At 69.6% G+C, this 23,326-nt stretch carries 22 protein-coding genes; 11 read left to right on the top strand and 11 right to left on the bottom strand.

The annotated features are described in order from the left end of the window. The first annotated feature begins 11 nt into the window (after positions 1-11). Positions 12-410 carry an ectoine synthase gene (locus tag OG828_RS37685; RefSeq protein WP_328367011.1) on the top strand — a complete coding sequence of 133 codons (399 nt, stop codon included), beginning with the start codon at positions 12-14 and terminating at the stop codon, positions 408-410. Between the two features lie 6 nt (positions 411-416). Next, positions 417-1,310: an ectoine hydroxylase gene (gene thpD / locus OG828_RS37680; protein ID WP_328441297.1), complete on the top strand. Its 894-nt coding sequence runs from the start codon at positions 417-419 to the stop codon at positions 1,308-1,310. 16 nt (positions 1,311-1,326) lie between these two features. On the opposite strand, the gene OG828_RS37675 is transcribed toward thpD, so the two are convergent. The 7 genes from OG828_RS37675 to OG828_RS37645 form a co-directional block, all read right to left on the bottom strand. Next, on the bottom strand, positions 1,327-2,328 hold the full coding sequence (locus tag OG828_RS37675) for a maleylpyruvate isomerase family mycothiol-dependent enzyme (RefSeq protein WP_328503714.1): 1,002 nt from the start codon (positions 2,326-2,328) through the stop codon (positions 1,327-1,329). Positions 2,329-2,389: 61 nt separating this feature from the next. Further along, positions 2,390-2,995 carry an RNA polymerase sigma factor gene (locus OG828_RS37670; RefSeq protein ID WP_328367002.1) on the bottom strand — a complete coding sequence of 202 codons (606 nt, stop codon included), beginning with the start codon at positions 2,993-2,995 and terminating at the stop codon, positions 2,390-2,392. 57 nt (positions 2,996-3,052) lie between these two features. Further along, on the bottom strand, positions 3,053-4,138 hold the full coding sequence (locus tag OG828_RS37665; RefSeq protein ID WP_328503713.1) for an aminotransferase class V-fold PLP-dependent enzyme: 1,086 nt from the start codon (positions 4,136-4,138) through the stop codon (positions 3,053-3,055). A gap of 71 nt (positions 4,139-4,209) precedes the next feature. Continuing rightward, entirely contained in the window at positions 4,210-4,929 is a 720-nt protein-coding gene (locus OG828_RS37660) for a DsbA family oxidoreductase (RefSeq protein ID WP_328441294.1), read from the bottom strand. 75 nt (positions 4,930-5,004) lie between these two features. Then, positions 5,005-5,496, bottom strand: a complete 492-nt coding sequence (locus OG828_RS37655) for a GNAT family N-acetyltransferase (protein ID WP_328503712.1) — start codon at positions 5,494-5,496, stop codon at positions 5,005-5,007. Positions 5,497-5,547: 51 nt separating this feature from the next. Continuing rightward, complete coding sequence (locus OG828_RS37650) at positions 5,548-6,156, bottom strand: DUF1349 domain-containing protein (RefSeq protein WP_328503711.1); 609 nt, start codon at positions 6,154-6,156, stop codon at positions 5,548-5,550. Positions 6,157-6,260: 104 nt separating this feature from the next. Next, positions 6,261-7,790 carry an aldehyde dehydrogenase (NADP(+)) gene (locus OG828_RS37645; protein ID WP_328441293.1) on the bottom strand — a complete coding sequence of 510 codons (1,530 nt, stop codon included), beginning with the start codon at positions 7,788-7,790 and terminating at the stop codon, positions 6,261-6,263. A gap of 133 nt (positions 7,791-7,923) precedes the next feature. Here OG828_RS37645 and OG828_RS37640 point away from each other — a divergent pair, with 133 nt between their 5' ends. The 5 genes from OG828_RS37640 (at position 7,924) to OG828_RS37620 (ending at position 12,354) form a co-directional block, all read left to right on the top strand. Then, positions 7,924-8,697: an IclR family transcriptional regulator gene (locus OG828_RS37640; RefSeq protein ID WP_030956770.1), complete on the top strand. Its 774-nt coding sequence runs from the start codon at positions 7,924-7,926 to the stop codon at positions 8,695-8,697. Positions 8,698-8,701: 4 nt separating this feature from the next. Continuing rightward, entirely contained in the window at positions 8,702-9,175 is a 474-nt protein-coding gene (locus OG828_RS37635) for a GNAT family N-acetyltransferase (protein ID WP_328503710.1), read from the top strand. A gap of 103 nt (positions 9,176-9,278) precedes the next feature. After that, positions 9,279-10,169: a sensor histidine kinase gene (locus OG828_RS37630; RefSeq protein WP_328503709.1), complete on the top strand. Its 891-nt coding sequence runs from the start codon at positions 9,279-9,281 to the stop codon at positions 10,167-10,169. Continuing rightward, positions 10,166-10,840, top strand: a complete 675-nt coding sequence (locus OG828_RS37625) for a response regulator transcription factor (protein ID WP_328503708.1) — start codon at positions 10,166-10,168, stop codon at positions 10,838-10,840. Before OG828_RS37630 ends, OG828_RS37625 begins: the two co-directional genes overlap by 4 nt. Before the next feature lie 65 nt (positions 10,841-10,905). After that, positions 10,906-12,354: a peptidoglycan D,D-transpeptidase FtsI family protein gene (locus OG828_RS37620; protein ID WP_328503707.1), complete on the top strand. Its 1,449-nt coding sequence runs from the start codon at positions 10,906-10,908 to the stop codon at positions 12,352-12,354. A 77-nt stretch (positions 12,355-12,431) separates the two neighbouring features. Here the strand turns inward: OG828_RS37620 and OG828_RS37615 are convergent, their stop codons facing one another. After that, the gene (locus OG828_RS37615) at positions 12,432-13,886 is read right to left on the bottom strand and encodes an NCS2 family permease (RefSeq protein ID WP_328503706.1); all 1,455 of its coding nucleotides are present in this window, start codon (positions 13,884-13,886) and stop codon (positions 12,432-12,434) included. A gap of 250 nt (positions 13,887-14,136) precedes the next feature. Here OG828_RS37615 and OG828_RS37610 point away from each other — a divergent pair, with 250 nt between their 5' ends. The 3 genes from OG828_RS37610 (at position 14,137) to OG828_RS37600 (ending at position 17,323) form a co-directional block, all read left to right on the top strand. Then, positions 14,137-14,703 carry a SigE family RNA polymerase sigma factor gene (locus tag OG828_RS37610; protein WP_328366961.1) on the top strand — a complete coding sequence of 189 codons (567 nt, stop codon included), beginning with the start codon at positions 14,137-14,139 and terminating at the stop codon, positions 14,701-14,703. Then, entirely contained in the window at positions 14,700-15,557 is an 858-nt protein-coding gene (locus tag OG828_RS37605; protein WP_328503705.1) for a hypothetical protein, read from the top strand. Before OG828_RS37610 ends, OG828_RS37605 begins: the two co-directional genes overlap by 4 nt. An 83-nt stretch (positions 15,558-15,640) precedes the next feature. After that, entirely contained in the window at positions 15,641-17,323 is a 1,683-nt protein-coding gene (locus OG828_RS37600) for a rhamnogalacturonan lyase B N-terminal domain-containing protein (RefSeq protein ID WP_328503704.1), read from the top strand. Positions 17,324-17,424: 101 nt separating this feature from the next. Here the strand turns inward: OG828_RS37600 and OG828_RS37595 are convergent, their stop codons facing one another. Then, entirely contained in the window at positions 17,425-18,579 is a 1,155-nt protein-coding gene (locus OG828_RS37595) for a right-handed parallel beta-helix repeat-containing protein (RefSeq protein WP_328503703.1), read from the bottom strand. Between the two features lie 203 nt (positions 18,580-18,782). Here OG828_RS37595 and OG828_RS37590 point away from each other — a divergent pair, with 203 nt between their 5' ends. Further along, positions 18,783-20,981, top strand: a complete 2,199-nt coding sequence (locus tag OG828_RS37590) for a family 43 glycosylhydrolase (RefSeq protein ID WP_328503702.1) — start codon at positions 18,783-18,785, stop codon at positions 20,979-20,981. Between the two features lie 136 nt (positions 20,982-21,117). On the opposite strand, the gene OG828_RS37585 is transcribed toward OG828_RS37590, so the two are convergent. Continuing rightward, entirely contained in the window at positions 21,118-22,209 is a 1,092-nt protein-coding gene (locus OG828_RS37585) for a dienelactone hydrolase family protein (protein WP_328503701.1), read from the bottom strand. Continuing rightward, complete coding sequence (locus OG828_RS37580; RefSeq protein WP_328503700.1) at positions 22,151-23,260, bottom strand: pectinesterase family protein; 1,110 nt, start codon at positions 23,258-23,260, stop codon at positions 22,151-22,153. Before OG828_RS37580 ends, OG828_RS37585 begins: the two co-directional genes overlap by 59 nt. Positions 23,261-23,326 lie beyond the last annotated feature (66 nt).

Here is a 23,326-nt window from a genome sequence, read left to right as displayed (position 1 = left end):
TGTTCAGCACCGTGATCGTCCGTTCGTTCAAGGACATCGAAGGCACCGACCGGCATGTGAAATCCGCGTCCGGCACCTGGGAGAGCAAGCGCATCGTCCTCGCCAAGGAGAAGGTCGGCTTCTCCCTGCACGAGACGATCCTGTACGCGGGTACGGAGACGTCGATGTGGTACGCGAACCACATCGAGGCCGTCGTATGCGTGCAGGGCGAGGCCGAGCTGACCGACGACGAGACCGGGCGGAAGTACACGATCACGCCCGGGACCATGTACCTCCTCGACGGTCACGAGCGGCACACGATGCGGATCAAGGAGGACTTCCGCTGCATCTGTGTCTTCAACCCGCCCGTGACCGGCCGGGAGGACCATGACGAGAACGGCGTATACCCGCTGCTGACCGAGGAGGGCTGACACCTCATGACCATGACCACGATCACGGACCTGTACCCCACCCGAGGCGCCGCCGAGGTGGCCGTCCCCCGCAAGGACCCGGTCGTCTGGTCGGCTCCCGGCACGCCGGGACCCTTCTCGGCGGCCGATCTCCAGGCGTTCGAGCGGGACGGCTTCTTCGCTCTCGAGCAGATCGTCACCGACGACGAAGTCACCGTCTACCGGCAGGAGCTGGAGCGGCTCGTCACCGACCCGGCGATCCGCGCCGACGAGCGGTCCATCGTCGAGCCCAAGTCCCAGGAGATCCGCTCGGTCTTCGAAGTGCACCGGATCAGCGAGGTGTTCGCCGCGCTGGTGCGGGACGAGCGGGTCGTCGGACGGGCCCGGCAGATCCTCGGCTCGGACGTGTACGTCCACCAGTCGCGGATCAACGTGAAGCCCGGCTTCGGGGCCAGCGGCTTCTACTGGCACTCCGACTTCGAGACCTGGCACGCCGAGGACGGTCTGCCGAACATGCGCACGGTGTCCGTCTCGATCGCGCTGACCGAGAACTACGACACCAACGGCGGCCTCATGATCATGCCGGGGTCGCACAAGACGTTCCTCGGGTGCGCGGGGGCAACGCCGAAGGACAACTACAAGCAGTCCCTCCAGATGCAGGACGCGGGCACCCCGTCCGACGAGGCGCTGACCTCGATGGCCGGTGAGTACGGCATCAAGCTGTTCACCGGCCGGGCTGGTTCGGCGACCTGGTTCGACTGCAACTGCATGCACGGGTCGGGCGACAACATCACGCCGTTCCCGCGCAGCAACGTGTTCATCGTGTTCAACAGCGTGGAGAACGCGGCGGTCGAGCCGTTCGCGGCACCGATCCGGCGTCCGGAGTTCATCGGCGCGAGGGACTTCACGCCGGTGAAGTGATCTCCGTGAAGTGATCTCACAGCCACGACAGCGACGCGGCCCGCTCCAGTACGTTCCGTACGGCGGCCGCGTCGCCCGTTTCTCCCCTCGGCACCGTCTCAGGCGCGTACCGCCCGCCGACGAGCAGGCAGAAGTCGACGGGGTCGAGGGTGAGTTCGGCCTGTACGGGCTCGGCATCCGAGCCCAGCACCCACTCCTCGCCCCCGATGACCGAGAACAGCACCGGGGGCGCGGTGGGTCCGAGGGACAGGCCGAGGACCCGGACGGCGAGGCGGACCAGCTGCCCCAAGTGCTCCTGGGGCGGCGGCGGGACGGCGAGGCCGAGGGCGCGGCCGATGTCGTCGGTGTGGATCCACGTCTCGAAGGCGCGCACCAGGAAGTGATCGGCGACGGGCAGCCGCATCCCCATCAACGTCATGGCGCGTGCGGCGAGTTCGGCGTCGCGGGCCTCGGGCGTGCCGAGCAGCGCGTCCGCCTGCGCGGCCCAGTCGGCCACGGTCTCCTGGGGCGTACGGCCGTGCTCGTGGGCGATGACATCGGCGGTGCGGCGGTTCCAGGCGTCCTCCCAGGGCGCGCCCTCCTCGATCCGCGAGGGCGGCACGCGCGCCTCGACGCCCAGCCGGCCTGCCAGGTGTTCGTCGGCGGCGAGGAGGTGGGCGACGGTGGCGTGCGCGTCCCAGTCGTGCACGACCGGTGTGCCCCACCGGCCCTCCAGCTCGGGCAGCAGGGCCTTGAGCCCGGCGACGGCGGCGGCGTAGGGGGCGGCGTGCGCGGCGGCTCGGAAGGCGGCCGGGCGGGCGCGCAGGGCGAAGGAGAGCGCACCGTCGGCCGGCTGTGCGGGAGCGTTCAGCGGCGGCCCGTCCAGGAGTCGTACCGTCTCCCGCAGCCGTGCCGCCTCCGCCGCGCAGCTCTCGCACCCGGCCAGGTGCGTCCGGACCGTCCGCTCGTCGGCCGGGTCGAGGACGCCGAATCCCCAGGCGACGAGCAGGTCACGTACCGCATCGTGATCGTCGGTCATCGCGCGCCTCCTCCCCGTGCCTGTTCATGGTGCCTGTCCGTTGCGAGTACCCCTCCCGCCATCATGCGCCCCTTTCGAGCGCCGGGTCGGGTGGGTCGGCCAAAGTTTCCGCCAAGGTGCGCAGGGCGGTGCGCAGCCGGGTCTTGGCCGTGCCCTCGGGTATCCCCAGCTCCACGGCGGCCTGTCGGTAGGTGCGGCCGGCGAAGTAGGCGAGGTGGACGACCTCGCGTTGCGGCTGCGGTAGTTCGGCGAGCGCGGAGTGCAGCAGCAGGGAGCGCTCCCGGTCGACGACCGTCTCGTCGGGGCCGGGTCCGGTGTCGGGGATGGCGTGCAGCGCCAAGTCGTCGGCGCGGGCGTCCTTGCGGTGCCGGGCCTCGCTGCGCACCCAGTCCACGGCCCGCCGGTGGGACAGCATGGACAGCCAGGTGCGCAGCGAGCCACGGCGTGCGTCGAAGGCGTACGGCCTGCTCCACAGCTGGGCGAAGACCTCCTGCGCCACGTCTTCCGCGGCGGCCGGACTGCGGGTGACCCGCATGGCCACGCGCCGCACCAGGCCGCCGTACGCCGTGTACGCCTCGGCCAGCGCGGACTCGTCCCCGTAGACCAGCCGCCGGTGCAGCTCCGCGTCTGCGGACAGCTCGACGGACGTATTGCCCGTGGACTCCACGGCACCACCACCCCTGATGCCCCTTCCTAGCGTCCTCGGCGGGCCCGCGCCAGTGGTTCAGGAAGACAGAGCCTCCAGCAGGCGGTCGACGTCGGTCGTCGTGTTGTACAGATGGAAGGCTGCGCGCAGGTTGCCCGCCCGGTTGGAGACCTCGATTCCGGCGCTGCTCAGCTCCGGCTGACGGCGGCCGAGTCCGGGCACGGAGACGATCGCCGAGCCGGGGGCGGGCACGGGTTCGTGGCCGAGGGCGGCGAGACCGGTGCGGAAGCGGTCGGCGAGGGCCAGGTCGTGGGCGCGTACGGCGTCCACGCCGATCTCCTCCAGCAAGGCGAGGGAGTGGCGGGCGCCGGCGTAGGCGAAGAGTGCCGGGCTCTCGTCGAACCGCCGTGCGGAGTGGGCGAGTTCCTCGACGGGGCCGTAGCAGCTGTCCCAGGGCTCCTCTCCCGCGACCCAGCCGGCGAAGACCGGGGCGAGACCGCCGAGGTCCTCCGGGACGACCAGGAAGGCGACGCCGCGCGGGCAGACGAGCCACTTGAAGGCGACGGAGGAGACGAAGTCGTAGTCGTTAGCGTCGAGGTCCAGCCAGCCGGTGGCCTGGGACGCGTCGATGTAGGTGCGCGCCCCGTGCTCGTGCGCGGCGGCGCGGATCGCGGGCAGGTCGGCGATCCGGCCGTCGGCCGACTGCGCGGCACTCACCGCGACCAGCGCGGTGCCGGGCCGCACGGAGTCGGCGATCCGCTCCAGCGGCACCGTGCGCACCTTGAGGTCGCCGCGGATGTGGAAGGGGGTCACCGTGGAGCTGAAGTCGGCCTCGGCGGTGAGGACTTCGGCGCCCGCGGGCAGGGAGGCGGCGATCAGGCCGGTGTAGACGGCGACCGAGGCCCCCGCCGCCACCCGGCGGCCGGGCACCCGGGTCAGGCGCGCGAAGGAGGCGCGGGCGGCCTCGACGTCGGCGAACATGTCGGTCGGCCGCCCGGCTGCCGAAGCCTCCACGGCAGCCTGCATGGCGGCCACCGTACGGGCCGGCATCAGGCCGGTGCTCGCGGTGTTGAGGTAGGTGCTCTTCGGGGCGAACTCGGAACGGACCAGGCTCTCGAAGGTCTCCATGGCTCCACTCTGGGCCCCGATGAAGTCGTAGTCCATTGCGTATTTTTACGTGGTACCGCGAAGGAACCCTTATACGTCGCCCCTGACCTGCGAGTTCAGGGCTGATGTCAGTGTTGCGGCACCGCGCAGCCATCGGGACCGCAGGCCTCTGCCTCGTCTCCCCCGCCGACGAGCTTGAGCGGGGACCGCTCGCCCCACGCCTGGGTCAGGGCCTGGGCGAAGGCCTCGGGGGGCTGGGCGCCGGAGACCCCGTACTTGCGGTCGAGAACGAAGAAGGGCACGCCGTTCGCGCCCAGTTCGGCGGCCTCGCGCTCGTCGGCGCGGACGTCGTCGGCGTAGGCCTCCGGGTCGGCGAGGATCTTGCGGACATCGGCCGCGAGGAGCCCGGCCTCCACGGCCAGCTCCACCAGCCGCTCGTCGCCCTCGGTGAAGAGGGAGCGCTCCTCGGCGAAGTTGGCCCGGTAGAAGACCTGGATCAGCTCGTCCTGCCGGCCCTGTTCCTTGGCGAAGTGGAGCAGCCGGTGCAGGTCGAAGGTGTTGCCGTGGTCCCGGCCGCGGGTGCGGTAGTCGAGTCCTTCGGCGGCGGCCTGCGCACCGAGGTTCTCCTCACCGGCCTGCGCCTGGGCCTCGCTCATGCCGTACTTCTTGGTGAGCATCGTGATCACGGGCTGGGTGTCGCCCTTGGCCCGGCCGGGGTCCAGCTCGAAGGACCGGTGCACCACCTCGACCTGGTCCCGGTGCGGGAAGGCCGCGAGCGCCTTCTCGAAGCGGGCCTTGCCGACGTAGCACCAGGGGCAGGCGATGTCACTCCAGATCTCGACGCGCATGTCTCGGCTCTCTCCAGCTCTTACGGGAACGGAGACTCCCTCCGCCGGAGTGTGTGAACGTTCAAGCGGCCGTTTTCATTCCCCGTCGATCATGAGGTGCAGCCGCAGATGACGGCTCCCGTCGAACGGCTCCGCGACCCAGCCCCGGCGCCCGTAGAAGGCCCGGGCCCGCTGGTTGTCGACATGCACATCGAGTACGCCGGTGCGCTTGCCGTCGACCCGCCACTGCTCGACACAGGCCGTGTGCAGGGCCGTACCGATGCCGGCCCCCCAGTGATCGGGGTCGACATGGAACTGGAACAGCGTGACCGATTCCGCGGGGGCGCCCTCAGGAGTGCGGAAGGACGCGACACCGGCGATACGGCCGCACTCGACGGCACACAGCACATGGGCGTCCGGCCGCCCGATCACACCCCGCCAGGCGGCGACCCAGTCGGTGCCGTCGTCTGGGACACCGCCCGGGTAGTACGTCGCCCGGGCCCGCGCATGCAACGCGGCGACGGTATCCGCCTCGGCGGGCAGGACGGTACGGATCACTCGGTTCCCGGTCAGCGGCTCCCTGATCATGCCACCGAGGACGTGCCAGGCCCCCGCTACGGTTCCGCCGCGACGGCGCCTCTAACTGCCGTCCCTCAGGTCCTTCGGCCAGTCCGGCCTGAACTCGATGTGGTCGTACGTCACCACACACCCCTCCCCCATCGGCGACTGCGACATGAAGCCGACCAGGGCAGCGCCCGTCTCCTCCGCGTCGCCCAGCGTGAACAGCCGCACGAAGGTCCAGCGTTCACCGTCACGCGAGGCATGGAAGGCGAAGGAACGGCCGGTCCGGCTCACCCGGAGCCAGACCGAACTGCCCTCCACGGTGAAGGAGTTGGCGTCATCGGAGTGCCCCCGGGTGACCACCGTGCACACGGTCGGCACATCCGGAGAGTACTCCAGACACAACTTCGCCCAGGCCCGCTCCCCGACATGGACGTACAACACCCCCGCGTCAAAGGCCGCGGCAAACCCGACGGTGACCCGAGCGATCAGCTGAAAGTCCCCCACGGGCGCCCCCAACAACCGCGGCGCATCGGACGCCGGGTCCAGGCCCTCACCGGTGGGCGGCACAAACCGATCCTGCCGCGACCCGGCCCACCCACTGAGAATGCCGTCCTCGTAGGCCCAATGCCCGTCGGGCCCGTAGGTACGGAGGGGGAAAGGCAGTTCGGGAAGTTCCACGTCCATCGCTCCAGTGTCTCAGGCCGGGTGGAGCTACTCAGGGGCGCGGGGAACTGCGCGACCAGCCACAGCCGGCCCGCAGCCCGCGAACAACCCGCACCCCAACGGCGCTACCGCTCCAAGCGCCCGTTGAACCGCCGAGGCAACCCCAGCGGATTCTCGTCCCGAAGCTCCGCAGGAAGCAGCGCCTCGGGGGCGCCCTGGTAGGCGACCGGCCTCATCCAGCGCTCGATCGCTGTACCGCCGACGGAAGTGGACGTCGAGGTCGTCGCCGGGTATGGCCCACCGTGATGCTGGGCCGGCGCGACGGCGACACCCGTCGGCCATCCGTTCACCAGCACACGCCCGGCCAGCGGTGTCAGCTCCGCGAGGATCTCCGCGCCGCGGCCCTCACCCGCCGCCTCCTCGGCCGACAGATGAACCGTCGCCGTGAGGTTGCCGGGCAGGCGGGACAGCACTGCCTGCGCCTGCGCGTCGTCGTCGTAGCGGGCCACCACCGTCACCGGGCCGAAGCACTCCTCCAGGAGCAGGTCGTACGCGCCCTCGCTCGTCAGCTTCTCGGCGGCGACCGCCAGGAAGCCGGGGCTGACGGTGTGCTCGCCCCCGGCGCCCGGCGTCACCGGGGTCTCCACGTCGGGGAGCTCGGCACGCTCGGCGACCCCGGCGACGAAGTTGTCCCGCATCCGGTGGTCGAGAAGGACGCCGGCGTCGGTGTCGCTGACGGCGTCCGTGAGCGCCTTGACCAGGCCGTCGCCCGCCGCACCGGACGGCACCAACACAAGCCCCGGCTTCACGCAGAACTGGCCGACGCCCAGCGTCATGGAGCCCGCGAGCCCCGTACCGATCGCCTCGGCCCGCTCGGCGGCGGCGGCCTCGGTGATCACGACGGGGTTCAGCGAGCCCAGCTCGCCGTGGAAGGGGATCGGGACCGGCCGCGCGGCAGCCGCGTCGAAGAGGGCCCGGCCACCCCGGATCGAACCGGTGAAGCCCGCGGCAGCGACGTGCGGGTGCTTGATCAGCTCGATGCCCGCCTCGAAGCCGTGGACGAGGCCGAGGACGCCCGCGGGGATGTCGTGCGCCGCGGCGGCGGACCGCAGCACGGCCGCGACCAGCTCGGACAGGCCCGGGTGGTCGGGGTGTGACTTGACGACCACCGGGCAGCCCGCGCCCAGCGCGCTCGCGGTGTCGCCGCCGGCGACCGAGAAGGCGAAGGGGAAGTTGGACGCCGAGTAGACGGCGACGACGCCGAGGGGCACCTTGTAGCGGCGCAGGTCCGGGATCGGCGGGGTCGCGGTGGCGTCGGGGTGGTTGATGACGACGTCGAGGAAGGCGCCCTCGTCGACGATGTCGGCGAAGGCTCGCAGCTGGTAGCAGGTGCGGGCGAGTTCCCCGGTCAGCCGGACCGGGCCGAGCGCGGTCTCCGCGTCGGCGGCCTCGACGAGCTGGTCCTTGGCCGCCTCGAGCCGGTCGGCGGCGGTCCGCAGGAAGGCCGAGCGGACCGTGCGGTCGGCCAGGGCCCCGCGCGCGTCGTGCGCGGCGCGGACAGTGGCGTCCACCTCCTGGGCTGTGGCCTCCACCGCAACCTGTTCCCGCTGCTTCCCGGTTCGGGGGTCGACACTCCAGACTGGTGCTGCTGCCACCGCGGGTCCCTCCACACATGTAATGCCGCAGTACTGGGTCATTCACCAGGGTCGTTCGATATGCTGAACGCTGTCTTTGATGGTGAATATGCTGTCGGAGACTATTTCCCGTCGAACGAAGGGGTCAAGGGCGATGTCGGCTGGCGAGACGGGGGGCGGAGCGCAGGTCAAGTCCGCGGTGCGGACGGTTGAACTGCTCGAGTATTTCGCCGGACGCCCGGGAATGCACTCCCTCGCGGCGGTCCAGGAGGCCGTCGGATACCCCAAGTCCAGCCTCTACATGCTGCTGCGCACACTGGTCGAGCTGGGCTGGGTGGAGACGGACGCGACGGGCACGCGGTACGGGATCGGCGTACGGGCGCTGCTGGTCGGCACCTCGTACATCGACGGGGACGAGGTGGTCGCGGCGGCCCGTCCGACGCTGGACCGCCTCTCGGACGACACGACGGAAACCATCCACTTGGCCCGCCTGGACGGCACGAACGTCGTCTATCTGGCCACCCGCCAGTCCCAGCACTACCTCCGCCCCTTCACCAGGGTCGGCCGCCGCCTCCCGGCCCACTCCACCTCCCTCGGCAAGGCGCTGCTGAGCACGTACTCCGACGAACAGGTCCGCAAGATGCTCCCGGAGACGCTGCCCGCCCTCACCGAGAACACGATCACCGACCGCGAGAAGCTCATCGAGGAGCTGCACCAGGTCCGGGAGCAGGGCTTCGCCGTCGACCGCGAGGAGAACACGCTGGGGCTGCGCTGCTTCGGCGTCGCGATCCCGTACCGCACCCCGGCGCGGGACGCGATCAGCTGCTCGGTACCGGTGGCGCGGCTGACGCCCGCCCATGAGCAGATGGTGAAGGACGCGCTGTTCGACGCGCGGGACCGGCTGACACTGGCGACCCGTAGGCTCTGACCCCATGGATGTGGAACTCCGCGAGGTTCACGACAGCGATCTGCCCGTCTTCTACCGGCAGATGAACGATCCCGAGGCCTTGTGGATGGCGGCCTTCACCCCGAAGGACCCGACCGACCGGGACGCCTTCGACGCCCACTGGAAGCGGATCCGGTCCTTGGCCGGCGTCCTCCACCGCACGGTCCTGCTGGACGGTGACGTGGTGGGGCACGCGTCGGTGTTCGGGGAGCCCGGCGAGCGTGAGGTGACGTACTGGATCGACCGGGCGTACTGGGGGCGGGGTGTCGCCACGGCGGCCCTCCGGGTGCTGCTGACTCAGGCCCCTGAACGCCCGCTGTACGCACGGGCCGCGGCGGACAACGCGGGGTCGCTGCGCGTGCTGGAGCGGTGCGGCTTCCGGGAGACGGCCCGGGAAAGGGGCTTCGCGAACGCGCGGGGCGAGGAGATCGACGAGGTCGTTCTGATGCTGGAGGGCTGAGGCTGAGGCTGAATCTCGGGCTGAGGCTTCTCCCCCGTGCGGCGGAGGCGGATCGTCGTGGCGCAGGACGTGCCGGTCGGGCTCCGCACGGGAGCGTGGACGCATGACCACGTCACTCGTCGCCACCAGGCCCCGCCGGCTCCTCCGTGCCGTCGCCGTCGTCTCCTGCGTGCCGTATCTCGCCCTCAAGGTCGCCTGGGTCGCCGGGAGCCGGGTGGGGATTCCGGACGGCAGTTCGCTGCTGGAGCACCGGACGTCCATGGCCGTCGCCAACAGTGTCTCCGTGGTGCTGGACAGCGCCGTCATCGTGCTGGCGCTGGTGCTGACCCGGCCGTGGGGGCTGCGGGTGCCCGCGTGGCTGCTGGCGTTTCCGGTGTGGGTCGCGACCGGGCTGCTCGCGCCGATCATGACCGGGTTTCCGTTGCAGCTCCTCGTGAGGACGCTCGGCGGGAGCGTGTCCACGGCCGCCGACACCGAGCGTGAGCCCTTCCTCGACGAGTGCGACGCAGTTCTGGGCGTGTTGCGCAACGGCGACTCGACCGTTCCGGCGCCGACGCTCGCCGCCGACCTGGACGACCTCCTACGCCGCACACGCGCGACCGGCCTACGCATCAGGGACGTGATCGACGTCGCCCCCGAGACCCTCCCACCGGTCGTCTCCCGCGAGGCGTACCGCATCGTGCAGGAGGGCCTGAGCAACGCCCTAAAGCACGCCGCCGACAAGCAAGTGACCCTCCACATCAAGACCGCAGGCGAGCACCTGGACATAACCCTGGAGAACCCATTGAGAGACCCAGGTGAAGCGCCCCGCAGGGGCGCGGGGAACTGCGCGACCAGCCACAACGAACCCGCAGACGACCACCGTCCCGGCGGCCACCATGGACTTCCCGGCATAAGAGACCGAGCCCACCTACTAGGCGGCACCGCCCACGCAGGCCCCACCGAGGACACCTGGCGCCTACACGTACGCCTGCCAAGAAAGGGCCCCACGTGACCGGCCCACCGACGATCCGTGTCGTCCTCGCCGACGACGAGCGCATGGTCCGCACCGCCCTACGCGCGATCCTCTCCGCAGAACCGGACATGGAGGTCATCGGCGAGGCGGCAACCGGCGCGGAGGCGGTCTCGGTCGTACGGAACCTCCAACCCGACGTAGTCCTCATGGACGTCCGCATGCCGGAGGCAACCGGCATCAGGGCCACCGAACAGATCCTCGCCACGCTCGACGCACCACCCCGGATCGTCGTCGTCACCACCTTCGAGAACGACTCCTATGTGTACGACGCCCTGCGCGCCGGAGCCGCCGGGTTCCTGCTGAAGCGGGCGGACGCCGACACGCTCGTGCAGGCGGTACGGCTGGTCGCGCGCAGCGACACCCTGCTGTTCCCGTCCGCCGTACGGACCCTCGCCACCGAGCACGCGCGCGTGCACCCCGCTCCACCCGCCTGGGTGGCGAAGCTCACCGGCCGGGAGAGCGAGGTGCTGCGGCTCATGGCGGCCGGGCTGACCAACGCGGAGATCGCGCGGCGCATGGAGGTCGGCCCGGCCACCGTGAAGACGCACGTGGCGGCGGTCCTGGCGAAGACCGGCACGCGGGACCGTACGCAGGCGGTGATCGCCGCGTACGAGGCGGGGTTCCTGAAGTCACCCCGGCCGGCTTCATGAACACCCGATGAGAAAAGCGGGCGGAACGGAACCCTCCGCAAGGCCTCGTTCGTCTTCTTGGCGGGATGAACAAGACGATCAGGCGTGTATCGGTCTTCACGCTGCTGCTGGTGTTCGCTCTGCTGATCAGGGCGACCTGGGTGCAGTTCTACGACGGCCAGGCACTCGCGGACGACAGCAAGAACCGGCGGAACGCGATCGAGACGTACTCGTCGCCGCTCGGGAACATCATCGTGGCCGGCGACGCGATCACCGGCTCGGCACCGACGAAGGGCAGCGACCTCGCGTACAAACGCACGTACACCGACGGCGAGCTGTACGCCGCGGTGACGGGCTACGCCTCGCAGAGCTACGCGCCCACGCAGCTGGAGGGCATCTACGGGGACCTGCTCAACGGCACGGACACCCGGCTGAAGACCTTGATGGACACGGTCACCGACAAGCGGGCCGACCCGGGCAACGTGGTCACGACGATCGACCCGGCCGTGCAGAAGGCGGGGTACGACGCGCTCGGCGACACGAAGGGCGCGGCCGTCGCGATCGACCCGACGACCGGCAAGATCCTGGCGGTCGTGTCGACCCCGTCGTACGACCCGACGTCGCTGACGGACGCGGGCACCGCCGGAGCGGCCTGGAAGAAGCTCAACGCGGACTCCGACAAGCCGCTCACGAACCGCGCCCTGCGCCAACCCCTGCCGCCGGGCTCCACCTTCAAGCTGGTCGTCGCGGCTGCCGCGCTGGAGGACGGGCTGTACTCGTCGGTCGACGAGAAGACGGACAGCCCCAACCCGTACCCCCTGCCGGGCACGACGAGGACCCTGGACAACGAGAACGCGTCCGCGCCCTGCGAGAACGCCACCATCCGCACCGCGCTGCAGTACTCCTGCAACAACGTCTTCGGCAAGATGGCCGTCGACCTCGGCCAGGACAAGGTGAAGGCGATGGCCGAGAAGTTCGGCTTCAACGACGAGACCCAGGACGTGCCGGTGCGGGCCTATCCCAGCGTCTACCCGTCCGGCATGGACGAGGCGCAGACCGCCCTGACGGGCATCGGCCAGTTCGACGTCACGGCCACACCGCTGCAGATGGCCATGGTGTCCGCCGCCATAGCCAACGGCGGCGAGCTGGTCACCCCCCACATGGTCTCCGAGATCACCGACAGCGGCGGCGACGCTCTGGAGAACTACGACGACAACACCAACACCACCCGCATCGTCAGCGACGACACGGCCGAACAACTGCAGTCCGCCATGGAAACGGTCGTCTCCAAGGGCACCGGCACCAACGCCCAGATATCGGGCGCCACGGTAGGCGGCAAGACCGGCACGGCCCAGCACGGCGAGAACAACAGCCAGACGCCGTACGCCTGGTTCACCTCCTACGCCAAGTCCGGGGACAAGGAAGTAGCCGTAGCGGTGATAGTCGAACAGTCGGACGCGGCCCGCTCCGAAGTAAGCGGCAACGGCTTGGCGGCCCCGATAGCCAAGGCAATGATGGAAGCAGCGGTCGAGTAAGCGCCCCGTCAGGGGCGCGGGGAACTGCGCGACCAGCCACGACGAGCCCGCACCCGACCGCGCAGCAAAACCTCACTTCACACGCCGAGAATCTGCTCAATAGGGTCAATAGCGAAGTACACCAGGAACAACGCCGACGCCCCCCACAGCAACCAGTGAACCTCCTTCGCCTTCCCCAGCACCGACTTGATCACCACATACGCCAAGAACCCCGCCCCGATCCCATTGGTGATCGAGTACGTGAAGGGCATCACGGCGATGGTGAGAAACGCCGGTATCGCGATCTCGTACTTGTCCCAGTCGATGTGCTTGACCTGGGTCATCATCAGGAACCCCACGGCGACCAGCGCAGGCGCCGCCGCCTGAAGCGGCACGATCGTCAGCAGCGGCGTGAGGAACAGGGCGAGCGCGAAGAGCCCACCGGTGACCAGGTTCGAGAAGCCCGTGCGCGATCCCTCGCCGACGCCCGCCGCCGACTCGATGTACGACGTCGCGGAGGACGAGGACGCCGCACCGCCGGCGACCGCGGCCGCACCGTCGATGAGCAGGACCCGGCCGAGGTTCGGGACCTTGCCCTGCTCGTCCAGGAGGCCCGCCTCCGCGCTGATGCCGACGACCGTGCCCATGGTGTCGAAGAAGTCCGACAGGATCAGCGTGAAGATCAGCAGGATGACCGTGATGACACCCACGTCGGTCGCGCTGAACGCGCCGAACAGGCTGAACTGGCCGATGAGTCCGAAGTCGGGGGTGTCGACGATCTTGTCGGGCCACTCGGGCGTGGTCAGCCCCCAGGCCTTGACGTCGGCGATCGAGTTGATGATGAGCGCGACGACCGTCATGGCGACGATGCTGATCAGGATCGCGCCCTTCACCTTCCGGGCGAGCAGCGCGATGGTGAGCAGAACTCCGAGGCAGAAGACGAGGATCGGCCACCCGGTCAGCGAGCCGGTGCCGCCGAGCTGAACCGGCACGGTCGTGTTGGCGGCGTCGGGGATGCGGGTGACGAAGCCGGCGTCGACGAAGCCGATGAACGCGATGAACAGGCCGATACCGACGCTGATCGCCTGCTTCAGCGGCTGCGGAATCGCGTGCATGACGGCCTCGCGCAGGCCGGTCAGCACCAACACGCAGATCAGCAGGCCTTCGAGGACGATGAGGCCCATCGCGTCGTCCCAGCTCATCAGCGGGGCGATCTGGAAGGCGACGACCGCGTTGAGGCCGAGGCCGGCGGCGAGGGCGAGCGGCAGGTTGCCGCCGATGCCCATGATGATCGTCATCACCGCGGCCACCAGGGCGGTGGCGGTGGTGAGTTGGACGGGGTCGAGCTGTTCGCCGAACTTGTCCTTGGCGCTGCCGAGGATGATCGGGTTCAGGACAAGGATGTAGGCCATGGTGAAGAACGTGGCGAAGCCGCCGCGTATCTCACGGCCGAAGGTGGAGCCCCGTTCGGAGATCTTGAAGTACCGGTCGAGGCTGCTCACCGCGGAGGGCGCGGGGCTTGGCCGGTCGGCCACCTTCTGCGAATCGGTCATGGACACGGACTCCTTGCTGCCTGATTGATCAGTGTGCGGATGCTGGCTGGATTGTTCCCCTGCCGAACCCGTTTCAGGTTTTCCCCGTGTTACGGAATCGGAGCTGCTCACCGTGCGACCTGCCACACGGTGTTCGAAGCCTCGTACGAATCACGTGTTCGATCACTGCTAGGCTTCCGCATCTCGACCGGATGATCTCCGGACGATCACACGTCTTCCACATGCCACGCAGAGCCAGGAGAGGTCGCCCGTGGGCACAGTCGTCGACGACGCAGCCTCCGTGGAGTTCCATGCCTTCTTCGAGCGCCACTACGCCGAACTGTCCCGTCTCGCCCACCTTTTGACGGGTGAGTCGGACGCCGCCGACGATCTGGCGGCGGACGCGCTGCTGGCGCTGTGGCACCGCTGGGACCGGGTACGCGCCGCCGATCATCCGGTGGCCTACGCCCGCGGAGTCGTCGCCAACCTCGCCCGTACCCGGATCCGCAGCGCGGTCCGCGAACGGCGGCGGGTCGCCCTGTTCTGGTCGCAGCGCGAGGAGAAGACCGAGAACCCGGACGTCGCGGGCGTGGTCGATGTCCAAGAGGCGTTGCGTAGACTTCCGTTCCGCAAACGGGCCTGTGTGGTGCTGCGGCATGCTTTCGACCTCTCGGAGAAGGACACGGCGCTCGCCCTGGGGATCTCGGTGGGTACGGTGAAGAGCCAGACCTCGAAGGGAATGGCCGAGCTGCAGAAACTGCTCGGCACACAGGGTGCTCCGCCCAGGGTGCACGCGGCGATGGCACGCACCAGTGACGCCGGAGGGAGGAACCGATGACCATGCGGCGGGACGTGCACGACGAACTGCGCGCCCGGCTGCACGAGGCGGCCGGACAGCACGAGCCCGACCGCGCGCGCATCCTGGCCCGCGTCGAGCGTGGCATGACCGAGCAGACCCGGCCGGACCACCGGGCCACCCGTCCGCCGGTCTTCGGCTGGGTGCGGGTGGTCAGCGCCACCGCGGCGGTCGCGAGCGTGCTGGCGGTCGGCGGGTACGCGGTCGCCTCCGCCGTGAAGGACGAACCCTCCCCGCAGCAGGAGGTCGCCGTCTCGGCGACTCCCACGCCGTCGCCGGACGCGACGAGCCGCGCCCCCGTCCCGCCGGTGGACCCGACGCGGAGCGCGCCGCCGAAGTCCGGGCAACCGAGCACCCCCGAGTCGGCGTCCCCCTCCGCGCCCGCCACCACCCTGGCGCCCGCGAACGGCGAGAAGGACGGCCCGCTCTGGTCGGACGGCTCGGTCGACCCGCACAGCAACGACTTCTGGGCGCAGAGCAATGTGACCGTCCGGACCGACGAGCAACTCACCGCGCTGACCGTCCAGTTGAAGGTGAAGCAGACCGGCGGGGTGAGCTCCACCGGCGCCTGGCGCGCACTGCCCGAGCAGGACTTCACCCTCACCGCCGGCGAGCAGGACGGCTTCCTCGTCTACACCTGGGTCCTCAAGGAGGGCCGTACGGTCCCGAAGGGCGAGTGGGTGTTCGCCGGCCAGTACAACCATGAGCGCGGCGGGCGCGACGCGGGGGACGACGGCTACGCGGCGACGGCCACCGCAGGGGACCAGCAGCTGTCCGTGGCAGGCGACTTCGCCCCGCACGAGGGCGACGAGTCGGCGTCCGAAGGCGACTCGTAAAAAAGTTCCGAGGACGCGGCAACCTTTCCCGCACGCGTGGCGACCGGGAGACGTAAGGATCCCAGCACGAAGGGCCTGACCCCTTGAGCACGCACAAGAAGCACCTCACACGCAGACGCGTGCTCGGGGCCTCGGCGATCGGTGTCGCCGCCACCGGCGCCGCCGTCGCGGGCGGCACCGGCCTCCTCCCGTCCGCGTCCGCGGCGACCTTCGGCTACAAGGACGACGGCTCGAACTACGTGATCGACACGGGCGCCTCGCTGGTCTTCAAGGTCTCGAAGTCGACCGGCGACATCACGTCCCTGGTCCACAAGGGCAAGGAGTACGAGGGGTACGGCGGCAGGCACTCGCACGTCGAGTCCGGCCTCGGCGCGTCGACGGTCACAATCAGGCAATCCGGGTCGACGATCCTCGTGAAGGCCGTGCACGGCGCGATCACCCAGTGGTACGCGGCCCGCAGCGGCCAGAACAACGTCTACCTGTGGACCGACAAGGCGGACGCCTCCTTCACCGCGACCCGCTACATCGTCCGGCTCAAGCCCGGGATCTTCCCGAACGAGGGCCCGGACACCTGGATCGAGGCCTCGGACAAGGTCATCGAGGCGGGAGACGTCTGGCAGCGCGCGGACGGCACGACCCACTCCAAGCACTACTCGGGCAAGCGGGTCATCGACTACGACCACGTCGGCTTCACCACCGGCTCCGTCGGCCTCTGGCTGGTCCGCTCCAACCATGAGAAGGCGTCCGGCGGCCCGTTCTACCGCTCACTGCTGCGCCACTCGAACGACCTCGGCGTCGGCCTCTACGAGATCCTGCACTACAACCAGTCGCAGACGGAGGCCCAGCGCTTCGGTCTCCAGGGCCCCTACGTCCTGTCCTTCACGGACGGCGGCGCCCCCGCGTCCTCGCTGTTCCACGCGAACCTCGACACCTCCTGGGTCGACGGCCTCGGCATCACCGGCTGGGTCGGCAAGGCGGGCCGCGGCAAGGTGGCGGGCGTCGGCCTGAAGGGCATGGACGCCACGTACGCCTACACGGTGGGCTTCGCCAACAAGGACGCCCAGTACTGGACGAAGGCCGCCGCCGGCACCGGCGCCTTCTCCTGCAAGGGGATGCTGCCGGGGACGTACACACTGACCGTCTACAAGGGCGAACTCGCCGTCCACACCCGGGAAGTGAAGGTGACGGCGGGCGGCTCCACGGCGCTCAACACCCTCACCCTCACCGGCGACCCCTCCGCTGCGCCGGCCGTCTGGCGGCTCGGCGACTGGGACGGCACACCCGGCGAGTTCAAGAACGCCGAGCTGATGACGTACGCGCATCCGTCCGACGCCCGCGCGGCGAAGTGGACGGGCAACGTCACGATCGGCAGCGGCAGCGAGGCCGCGTCCTTCCCGGCGTACATGTGGAAGGACGTCAACGACGGCGTCCTCGTCTACTTCAAGCTGACCGAGGAGCAGGCCGCCTCCGCGCACACCCTGCGCGTCGGCGTCACCACGGCCTACATCAACGGTCGGCCGCGGGTGACCGTGAACGACTGGGTTTCGGCCATCCCCACCGCCCCCACTCAGCCAACTACGCGCTCTCTCACCACAGGTTCGTACAGGGGACACAACCACTCGTTCACGTTCAACGTCCCTAGTAGTGCGTGGAAGACGGACGTGAGTCAGTACAACGTCCTGAAGCTCAACATCGTCAGTGGTTCGACCGGCTCGGCCTACCTCAGCCCGGGCACGTCGTTCGACTGCATAGACCTGCTGATCTGAGCCCCCCTCGATCAGCAGTCGCCGGCCTGAGCCCCCCTCGGCAAAGCAAGAGAGGCCCCGCCGGTGACGACCGGCGGGGCCTTTCCGTGTGCCCGGCCCGTTCAGTTCATCGGCGACCCGATCGCCGTAGAACCCGTCGTCAGAAAGGTCGTCGCAGGCAGCGAGCCGTCCGCCTTACGCGCCCCGTACGCCGTAGCCGCATCCGTCGACTTGAAGCCCGGCGTACTCACCCCGCTGTCCCAGTTGTTCGCGGCGCACACCGTGCGGGAACCCACCTTCGACAGCCCGCCCTTGTTGCCCACCGCCAGATTCCGCGCCAGCCGCGCCTTACCTGTGGCGAAGTAGAACCCGGCCTCGGCATTGGCGTACGCGGTGTTGCGGTGCAGCGCCATCGCGCCGGTGTTGGAGTTCTCGGTGAAGCCGTGCAGCGTGTTGTCCCAGGCCGCGTTGTTGTTGACGACATGCGCGACCGTGGCGCCACCGCCGCCCAGCTTGAACCCGTTGCCGTTGCCCTCGAACGCGGAGTCGCCCCACCGGTTCTTGCCGTTGCCGAAGGCCCACGCGTGGTCGATGGTGACCGGCGAGGAGAACTGCCACAGGTCGAGCCCGTCATCGGAATTGTTGTAGAGGCGAGCGCCCGTGATCCTGTTGCCCGTACCGGAGCCGAACTTCACGGCGATCCCGTCGGCGTTCTGGCCGTGCCCGGCCGGGTCGTAGTTGCCGTGACTGTCCAGGTTCTGCACGAGGTTGTCGCTCGTGCCGTCGCCGCGCAGGGTGAATCCGGAGTCGCCGTTGTTCGCGGTGACCAGGTTCTTGAAGACGCCGCCCACGGACGACGTGGCGACGAAGCCCTGGGCCGGGGAGTTCTGGAAGGTGAGGTTCTGCACGGTCCAGTAGTCACCGTAGATCCCGGCCAGCCAGGAGCCGTCGGGCAGCTTGGAGCCGTCGATCTTCACCTTCTCGCTGCCGTAGGCCCGCAGCGTGATGCGGTTCGAACCGGTGCCGTCGGCCGCGGACTTGAGGGTGGCCGTCGGGTAGTACGTGCCGGCGCGCACCTGGATGACGGTGCCCGCGGCGGCGCGGGCGACGGCCGACTCCAGCTGGGCGGTGCTGGAGACGGTGACGGTCGTCGCGGCCGCCTGGGCGCCGCCGTTCGACAGTCCGAGGTAGACGCCGCCGGCGCCGGCGGAGACGGCCACCGCCGCCGCGATCGAGAGGGTGCGCGTCCTGCGGTGGCGTCCGGTGCTGAGCCGCACTGGGCGTTCCTTTCCTGGGGGATGGGGACGCGATGCAGTCGCCGCCGCGACCGCAAGAGGTTGCCGTGTCCCTGGCGAAAGCGACCGAAACTTTCGCCACCCTTCATCTCATGCCTACCGATTGACGTGCTGTTTCCCACTGGTGACACTCCGAAGGCGCCGCATCATCCAACAGAAACGCCCACACTCCTACAGGACTGCCCATGCGCCCCAGAGCCGTGCTCGTCGCCTGTCTCGCCCTCCTCCTCACCCTTGTCACCGCCCCAGCCGGCACCGCGCAATCAGGAGCGCCGCCCGTGAGCAAGTCCAAGTACGCCGGCTATCTCTTCGCCTACTTCACCGGCGAGGGCACCGCCGACGGCGAGCAGATCCGCTACGCCCTCAGCCGCGGCAACGACCCGCTGCGCTGGCGCGAGTTGAACGCGGGCAAGCCGGTCCTCACCTCCACCATCGGCGAGAAGGGCCTGCGCGACCCGTTCGTGATCCGCTCCCCCAAGGGCGACAAGTTCTATCTGATCGCCACCGACCTGCGCATGTACCAGAACAGCAGCGGCAGTTGGGACCACGTCCAGCGGCACGGCAGCAAGTCCATCATGGTCTGGGAGTCCACCGACCTGGTCAACTGGACCGACCAGCGCCTGGTGAAGGTGTCCCCGGACAACGCGGGCAACACCTGGGCGCCGGAGGCCTACTGGGACGACACGCTGGACGCGTACGTCGTCTTCTGGGCGTCCAAGCTGTACGCCGACGACGACCCCGACCACACCGGCTCGACGTACAACAAGATGCTGTACGCGACGACGAAGGACTTCCGCACTTTCAGCGAGCCGAAGGTCTGGGACGACCCCGGCTACTCGGTCATCGACTCGACCGTGGTCAAGCACAAGGACACCTACTACCGCTACACCAAGGACGAGCGGGACCCCACCTCCTCCAGCCCCTGCTCGAAGTTCATCACCGCCGAGAAGTCGACGACGCTGACGGACACCTCGTACGACTTCGTCTCGGACTGCATCGGCAGCGGCTCGATCGACCGCGGTGAGGGCCCGACGGTGTTCAAGTCGAACACCGAGGACAAGTGGTACCTGTTCATCGACGAGTACGGCGGCCGGGGCTACGTCCCCTTCGAGACCACCGACCTCGACTCGGGCAAGTGGACCATGTCCGCGAACTACCAGCTTCCCGCAAGTCCCCGGCACGGCACGGTGATTCCGGTGACGCAGGCCGAGTACGACCGGCTCCTTGCGGCCTACCCGGTCACCCCGACGTCGGTCGTGGACGCGACGGCGAAGGGCCAGAAGGGGTACGCGGTCGTCACCGAGGCGACGAGCAAGGTCGTGCTCCCGATGCAACCCGCGGCGGATCTACGGCACTTGGCGCCCCGGTTCGCCGTCGGTGTGGGCGCGAAGATGACCCCGCCCAGCGGCACGCGCCGAGACTTCCGCAAGCCGCAGACGTACAAGGTGACGGCGGCGGACGGAACGACCAGAACCTGGACCGTCGAGGCGGTGCCGACCCGCAGCCCGGTCCTGCCGGGGCTGTACGCCGACCCCGACATCCGCTACATGGACGGCCGTTACTGGATCTACCCGACGACGGACGGCTTCCCCGGCTGGAGCGGTACCCAGTTCAAGGCGTTCTCGTCGAAGGACCTGGTCCACTGGAAGGACCATGGCGTGATCCTCGACCTGGGTCCTGATGTCTCGTGGGCCGACAAGAACGCGTGGGCTCCCGCGATCGCCGAGAAGGACGGCAAGTACTACTTCTACTTCTGCGCCGAGCAGCAGATAGGGGTGGCCGTCGCGGACTCCCCCGCGGGCCCGTTCAAGGACGCCCTCGGCAAGCCCCTCGTCGCCAAGGGCGGTTCCCTCAGCGGCCAGATGATCGACCCGTCCGTCTTCACGGACGACGACGGGACGTCGTATCTCTACTGGGGCAACGGACACGGCTACGTCGTCCCGCTGGGCGACGACATGACCTCGTACGACCCTTCGAAGGTGCGGGACATCACCCCGGACAACTTCCGTGAGGGCTCCTTCGTCGTCAAGCGCAAGGGCACGTACTACTTCATGTGGTCCGAGGACGACACCCGCAGCGAGAACTACCACGTCGCCTATGCGACGGGACCGTCCCCGCTCGGCCCGTGGACCAAGCGGGGCACGATCCTGTCCAAGCGCCCGGAGTACGGGATCAAGGGAACGGGCCACCACTCGGTGGTGAACACGCCCGGCACCGACGACTGGTACATGGTCTACCACCGGTTCGCCCTCAACGGCCCCGGCACGGCGGGCGGCGACGGCACCCACCGCGAGACCACCGTCGACCGCATGGAGTTCGCGGCCGACGGCACGATCAAGCCGGTGGTGCCGACCCTGGAGTCGATCAGGCCGGTACGGCGCTGAGCGCTCCGCGGGAAGTGCCGCTCTATACGGTCGGTCGCCTGCGGCACCGTCGTGGCTGGTCGCGCAGTTCCCCGCGCCCCTTCGGGGCGCTGCCGAACCGCAGCGGACTTCGCCGGGCGCGCTTGGCTCAGCTCACTCACAGGACGGTGTCGAGCCAGGCGAACACCTCGTCCTGCATGCGGTCCTCGAAGACATGGCCCAGGTCGGGCCATGTCTTCAGGCGCAGCCGCTCCTCGGCGTGGTGCGAGCGCCAGACGGCGGTCAGCTTGTCGTGGGCCACCCGTACGCCGTCGGCGGGGAAGAGGGGGTCCAGGGCGCCGCTGAAGAAGAGCATCGGCCTGGGTGCGGCGATGCCCGCCACGTCGGGGTAGTCCAGGAACCGGGGAAGCCCGGGGTGGAGCATGTAGTACGACGACTGCCCGCGCAGCGTGTTGTTGCCGGGCACCATCATTTCCTTCAGGCCGGTCATCCAGCAGACGGCCGCCGTGGCCGCGACGGAGTCGGTCAGCGCGGCGGTCTGCCAGGCGCGATAGGCGCCCATGGAGAAGCCGAGCGTGGCGACCCCGCGCACGCGGTGCAGGCCGGCCAGGAAGTCGGCCGCGCGGGCGTCCTCACGGGCCATGAGCCCGGCGAGCGAGGAGCCGAGGTGGTAGAAGGTGCTGGCCAGGGCCTGCTGCTGGTCATAGGCGAGGGGCCCTCGATCGCCCCAGCCGGGCGCGTCCAGGCAGAGGACGACATACCCGCGCCGGGCGAGCTCGTCGCCGATGAACCTGCCGCTGAAGTGCCGGTCCGCCCAGGCCCGCGCGGAGGCGAGCCGGGTGTCGTCGTACCAGGGACGGACCAGCTTCTCCTTCCCGATGTCGAACGTGGCTCCGTGGTCGTGCAGCAGCAGTACGGCGGGGAAGGGGCCGGGGCCGTGCGGGGTGAGCAGAACACCGCGGACGCGTTCGTAGCGGGTGAGGGAGAGGGTGACCAACTCCCGCGTGCAGAAGTCGTCTTGTACGGCGTCCGTGACCTCGGGCGCATACGGAACCCCGTCCTGCCGCCCGACGACCAGCAGTTCCTCCACCTTGGCCCGCGCCGCCCGCCGCCACTCCTCGAAGTCCCGGATCGGCGAGGTGCCCCAGGCGAGCGGGAAACGCAGGTCGTCCTTGAGGGTGGAGTGGAACTCAGGCAGCGGGGCGCCAGTCACGGAGGTATGCCTTCCGGGTGTGCGACTCGGCTTCATCGGCGCTGAGCTGGGGACGGTTCGCCGGGACGGTGATCGCGGCGCCGGGTCCGGTGTTGCGGTACTCGGCGAACCGCTGGTCCTGCCAGGGGAAGCCGGATGCCATGTTGGTGTAGGGCGCGGCGGCGTCGATGCCCGTGCCCATCCAGGTGTCGCGCACGACGAGGGCAGGCCGCGCCGTGGTGTCGGAACTCGGCACCCAGGGCCGGGCCAGCTTGTACGCCCCGTCCTCCGCGCCGCTGGTGATACGGCACTTCACGGCCAGGTAGCCGTACGGGTTGCCACGGGCCGTGGACGGCGCGAACACCATGCCCTTGGGCGTGAAGTCGACGTCCCGGGCCAGCGTGTGGAAGCGGCAGTGCTCGTACACGGCGGTGGCCCGCCCGAAGACGAAGTCGACGTCACCCTCGGCGTAGCAGTGCGCGAAGTACTGCCGGGCGAAGGTGCCGAGCGCCATCGAGTCGGCGTACAGCGTGTCCTGATGCCCGAGGAACCGGCACCGCCAGAACGCCGAGCGGTCGCCCTGCACCTTGATGGCGACGGCCTGGGTGCCGGTGATCTCGGGGTGGTCGGCGCGGAGCCAGTCGTTGGCGAAGGTGATGTCCCGCGCGGTGAACCCGTCAGCCTGCACGGTGGTGGTGGCGGACCCGCTGGTGCCGTAGGTGCCGCCGCCGGGTTTCGGAGTACCAGCCGCGTTGTCGTACACGATCACGACGTCGCGGGGGTTCTCCGAGGCGCCGATCCAGGTCGCTTCCGTCCGGCTGGCGTCGACGGCGACCGTCTCCCGGTAGGTGCCGGGTGCCAGGACCAGCGTCCAGCCGCTGCCGGCCGCGGCGTTCACGGCGGCCTGTACGGAGGTGAAGTCGCCTTGGCCGCGCGGGTCGACGTACAGAGACTTCGGGGTGCGGCGGGCGGCCGGTGAACCGTACCGGCCGAACGGTCGCGGTCTGCCGCCTGCCCGCGCGGGGGCGGAGGCGAGACCGAGGGCGGCGCCCGCCGCGGCGGACGCCATGAGGAATCCTCGGCGGGACAACGGGAACTGCGAGGGCATACGGGTACTCCTTCGCGGTGCGGCTCGTGTGGGTGGGTGGGCAGGCGGGCCGGAGGGGTGCGGCCC

Origin of the sequence: Streptomyces sp. NBC_00457, from assembly GCF_036014015.1 — a bacterium.
Lineage (GTDB): Bacteria > Actinomycetota > Actinomycetes > Streptomycetales > Streptomycetaceae > Streptomyces.
Note: the sequence above shows the minus strand (reverse complement) of the source record. Positions and strands in the feature narration are given on the sequence as shown.

Coding starts and splice junctions, on each gene's coding strand:
- thpD (WP_328441297.1), top strand. CDS start 417: ATGACCATGACCACGATCACGGACCTGTACCCCACCCGAGGCGCCGCC.
- OG828_RS37675 (WP_328503714.1), bottom strand. CDS start 2,328: ATGACCGACGATCACGATGCGGTACGTGACCTGCTCGTCGCCTGGGGA.
- OG828_RS37665 (WP_328503713.1), bottom strand. CDS start 4,138: ATGGACTACGACTTCATCGGGGCCCAGAGTGGAGCCATGGAGACCTTC.
- OG828_RS37660 (WP_328441294.1), bottom strand. CDS start 4,929: ATGCGCGTCGAGATCTGGAGTGACATCGCCTGCCCCTGGTGCTACGTC.
- OG828_RS37655 (WP_328503712.1), bottom strand. CDS start 5,496: ATGATCAGGGAGCCGCTGACCGGGAACCGAGTGATCCGTACCGTCCTG.
- OG828_RS37650 (WP_328503711.1), bottom strand. CDS start 6,156: ATGGACGTGGAACTTCCCGAACTGCCTTTCCCCCTCCGTACCTACGGG.
- OG828_RS37640 (WP_030956770.1), top strand. CDS start 7,924: ATGTCGGCTGGCGAGACGGGGGGCGGAGCGCAGGTCAAGTCCGCGGTG.
- OG828_RS37635 (WP_328503710.1), top strand. CDS start 8,702: ATGGATGTGGAACTCCGCGAGGTTCACGACAGCGATCTGCCCGTCTTC.
- OG828_RS37630 (WP_328503709.1), top strand. CDS start 9,279: ATGACCACGTCACTCGTCGCCACCAGGCCCCGCCGGCTCCTCCGTGCC.
- OG828_RS37620 (WP_328503707.1), top strand. CDS start 10,906: ATGAACAAGACGATCAGGCGTGTATCGGTCTTCACGCTGCTGCTGGTG.
- OG828_RS37615 (WP_328503706.1), bottom strand. CDS start 13,886: ATGACCGATTCGCAGAAGGTGGCCGACCGGCCAAGCCCCGCGCCCTCC.
- OG828_RS37605 (WP_328503705.1), top strand. CDS start 14,700: ATGACCATGCGGCGGGACGTGCACGACGAACTGCGCGCCCGGCTGCAC.
- OG828_RS37590 (WP_328503702.1), top strand. CDS start 18,783: ATGCGCCCCAGAGCCGTGCTCGTCGCCTGTCTCGCCCTCCTCCTCACC.
- OG828_RS37585 (WP_328503701.1), bottom strand. CDS start 22,209: ATGAAGCCGAGTCGCACACCCGGAAGGCATACCTCCGTGACTGGCGCC.
- OG828_RS37580 (WP_328503700.1), bottom strand. CDS start 23,260: ATGCCCTCGCAGTTCCCGTTGTCCCGCCGAGGATTCCTCATGGCGTCC.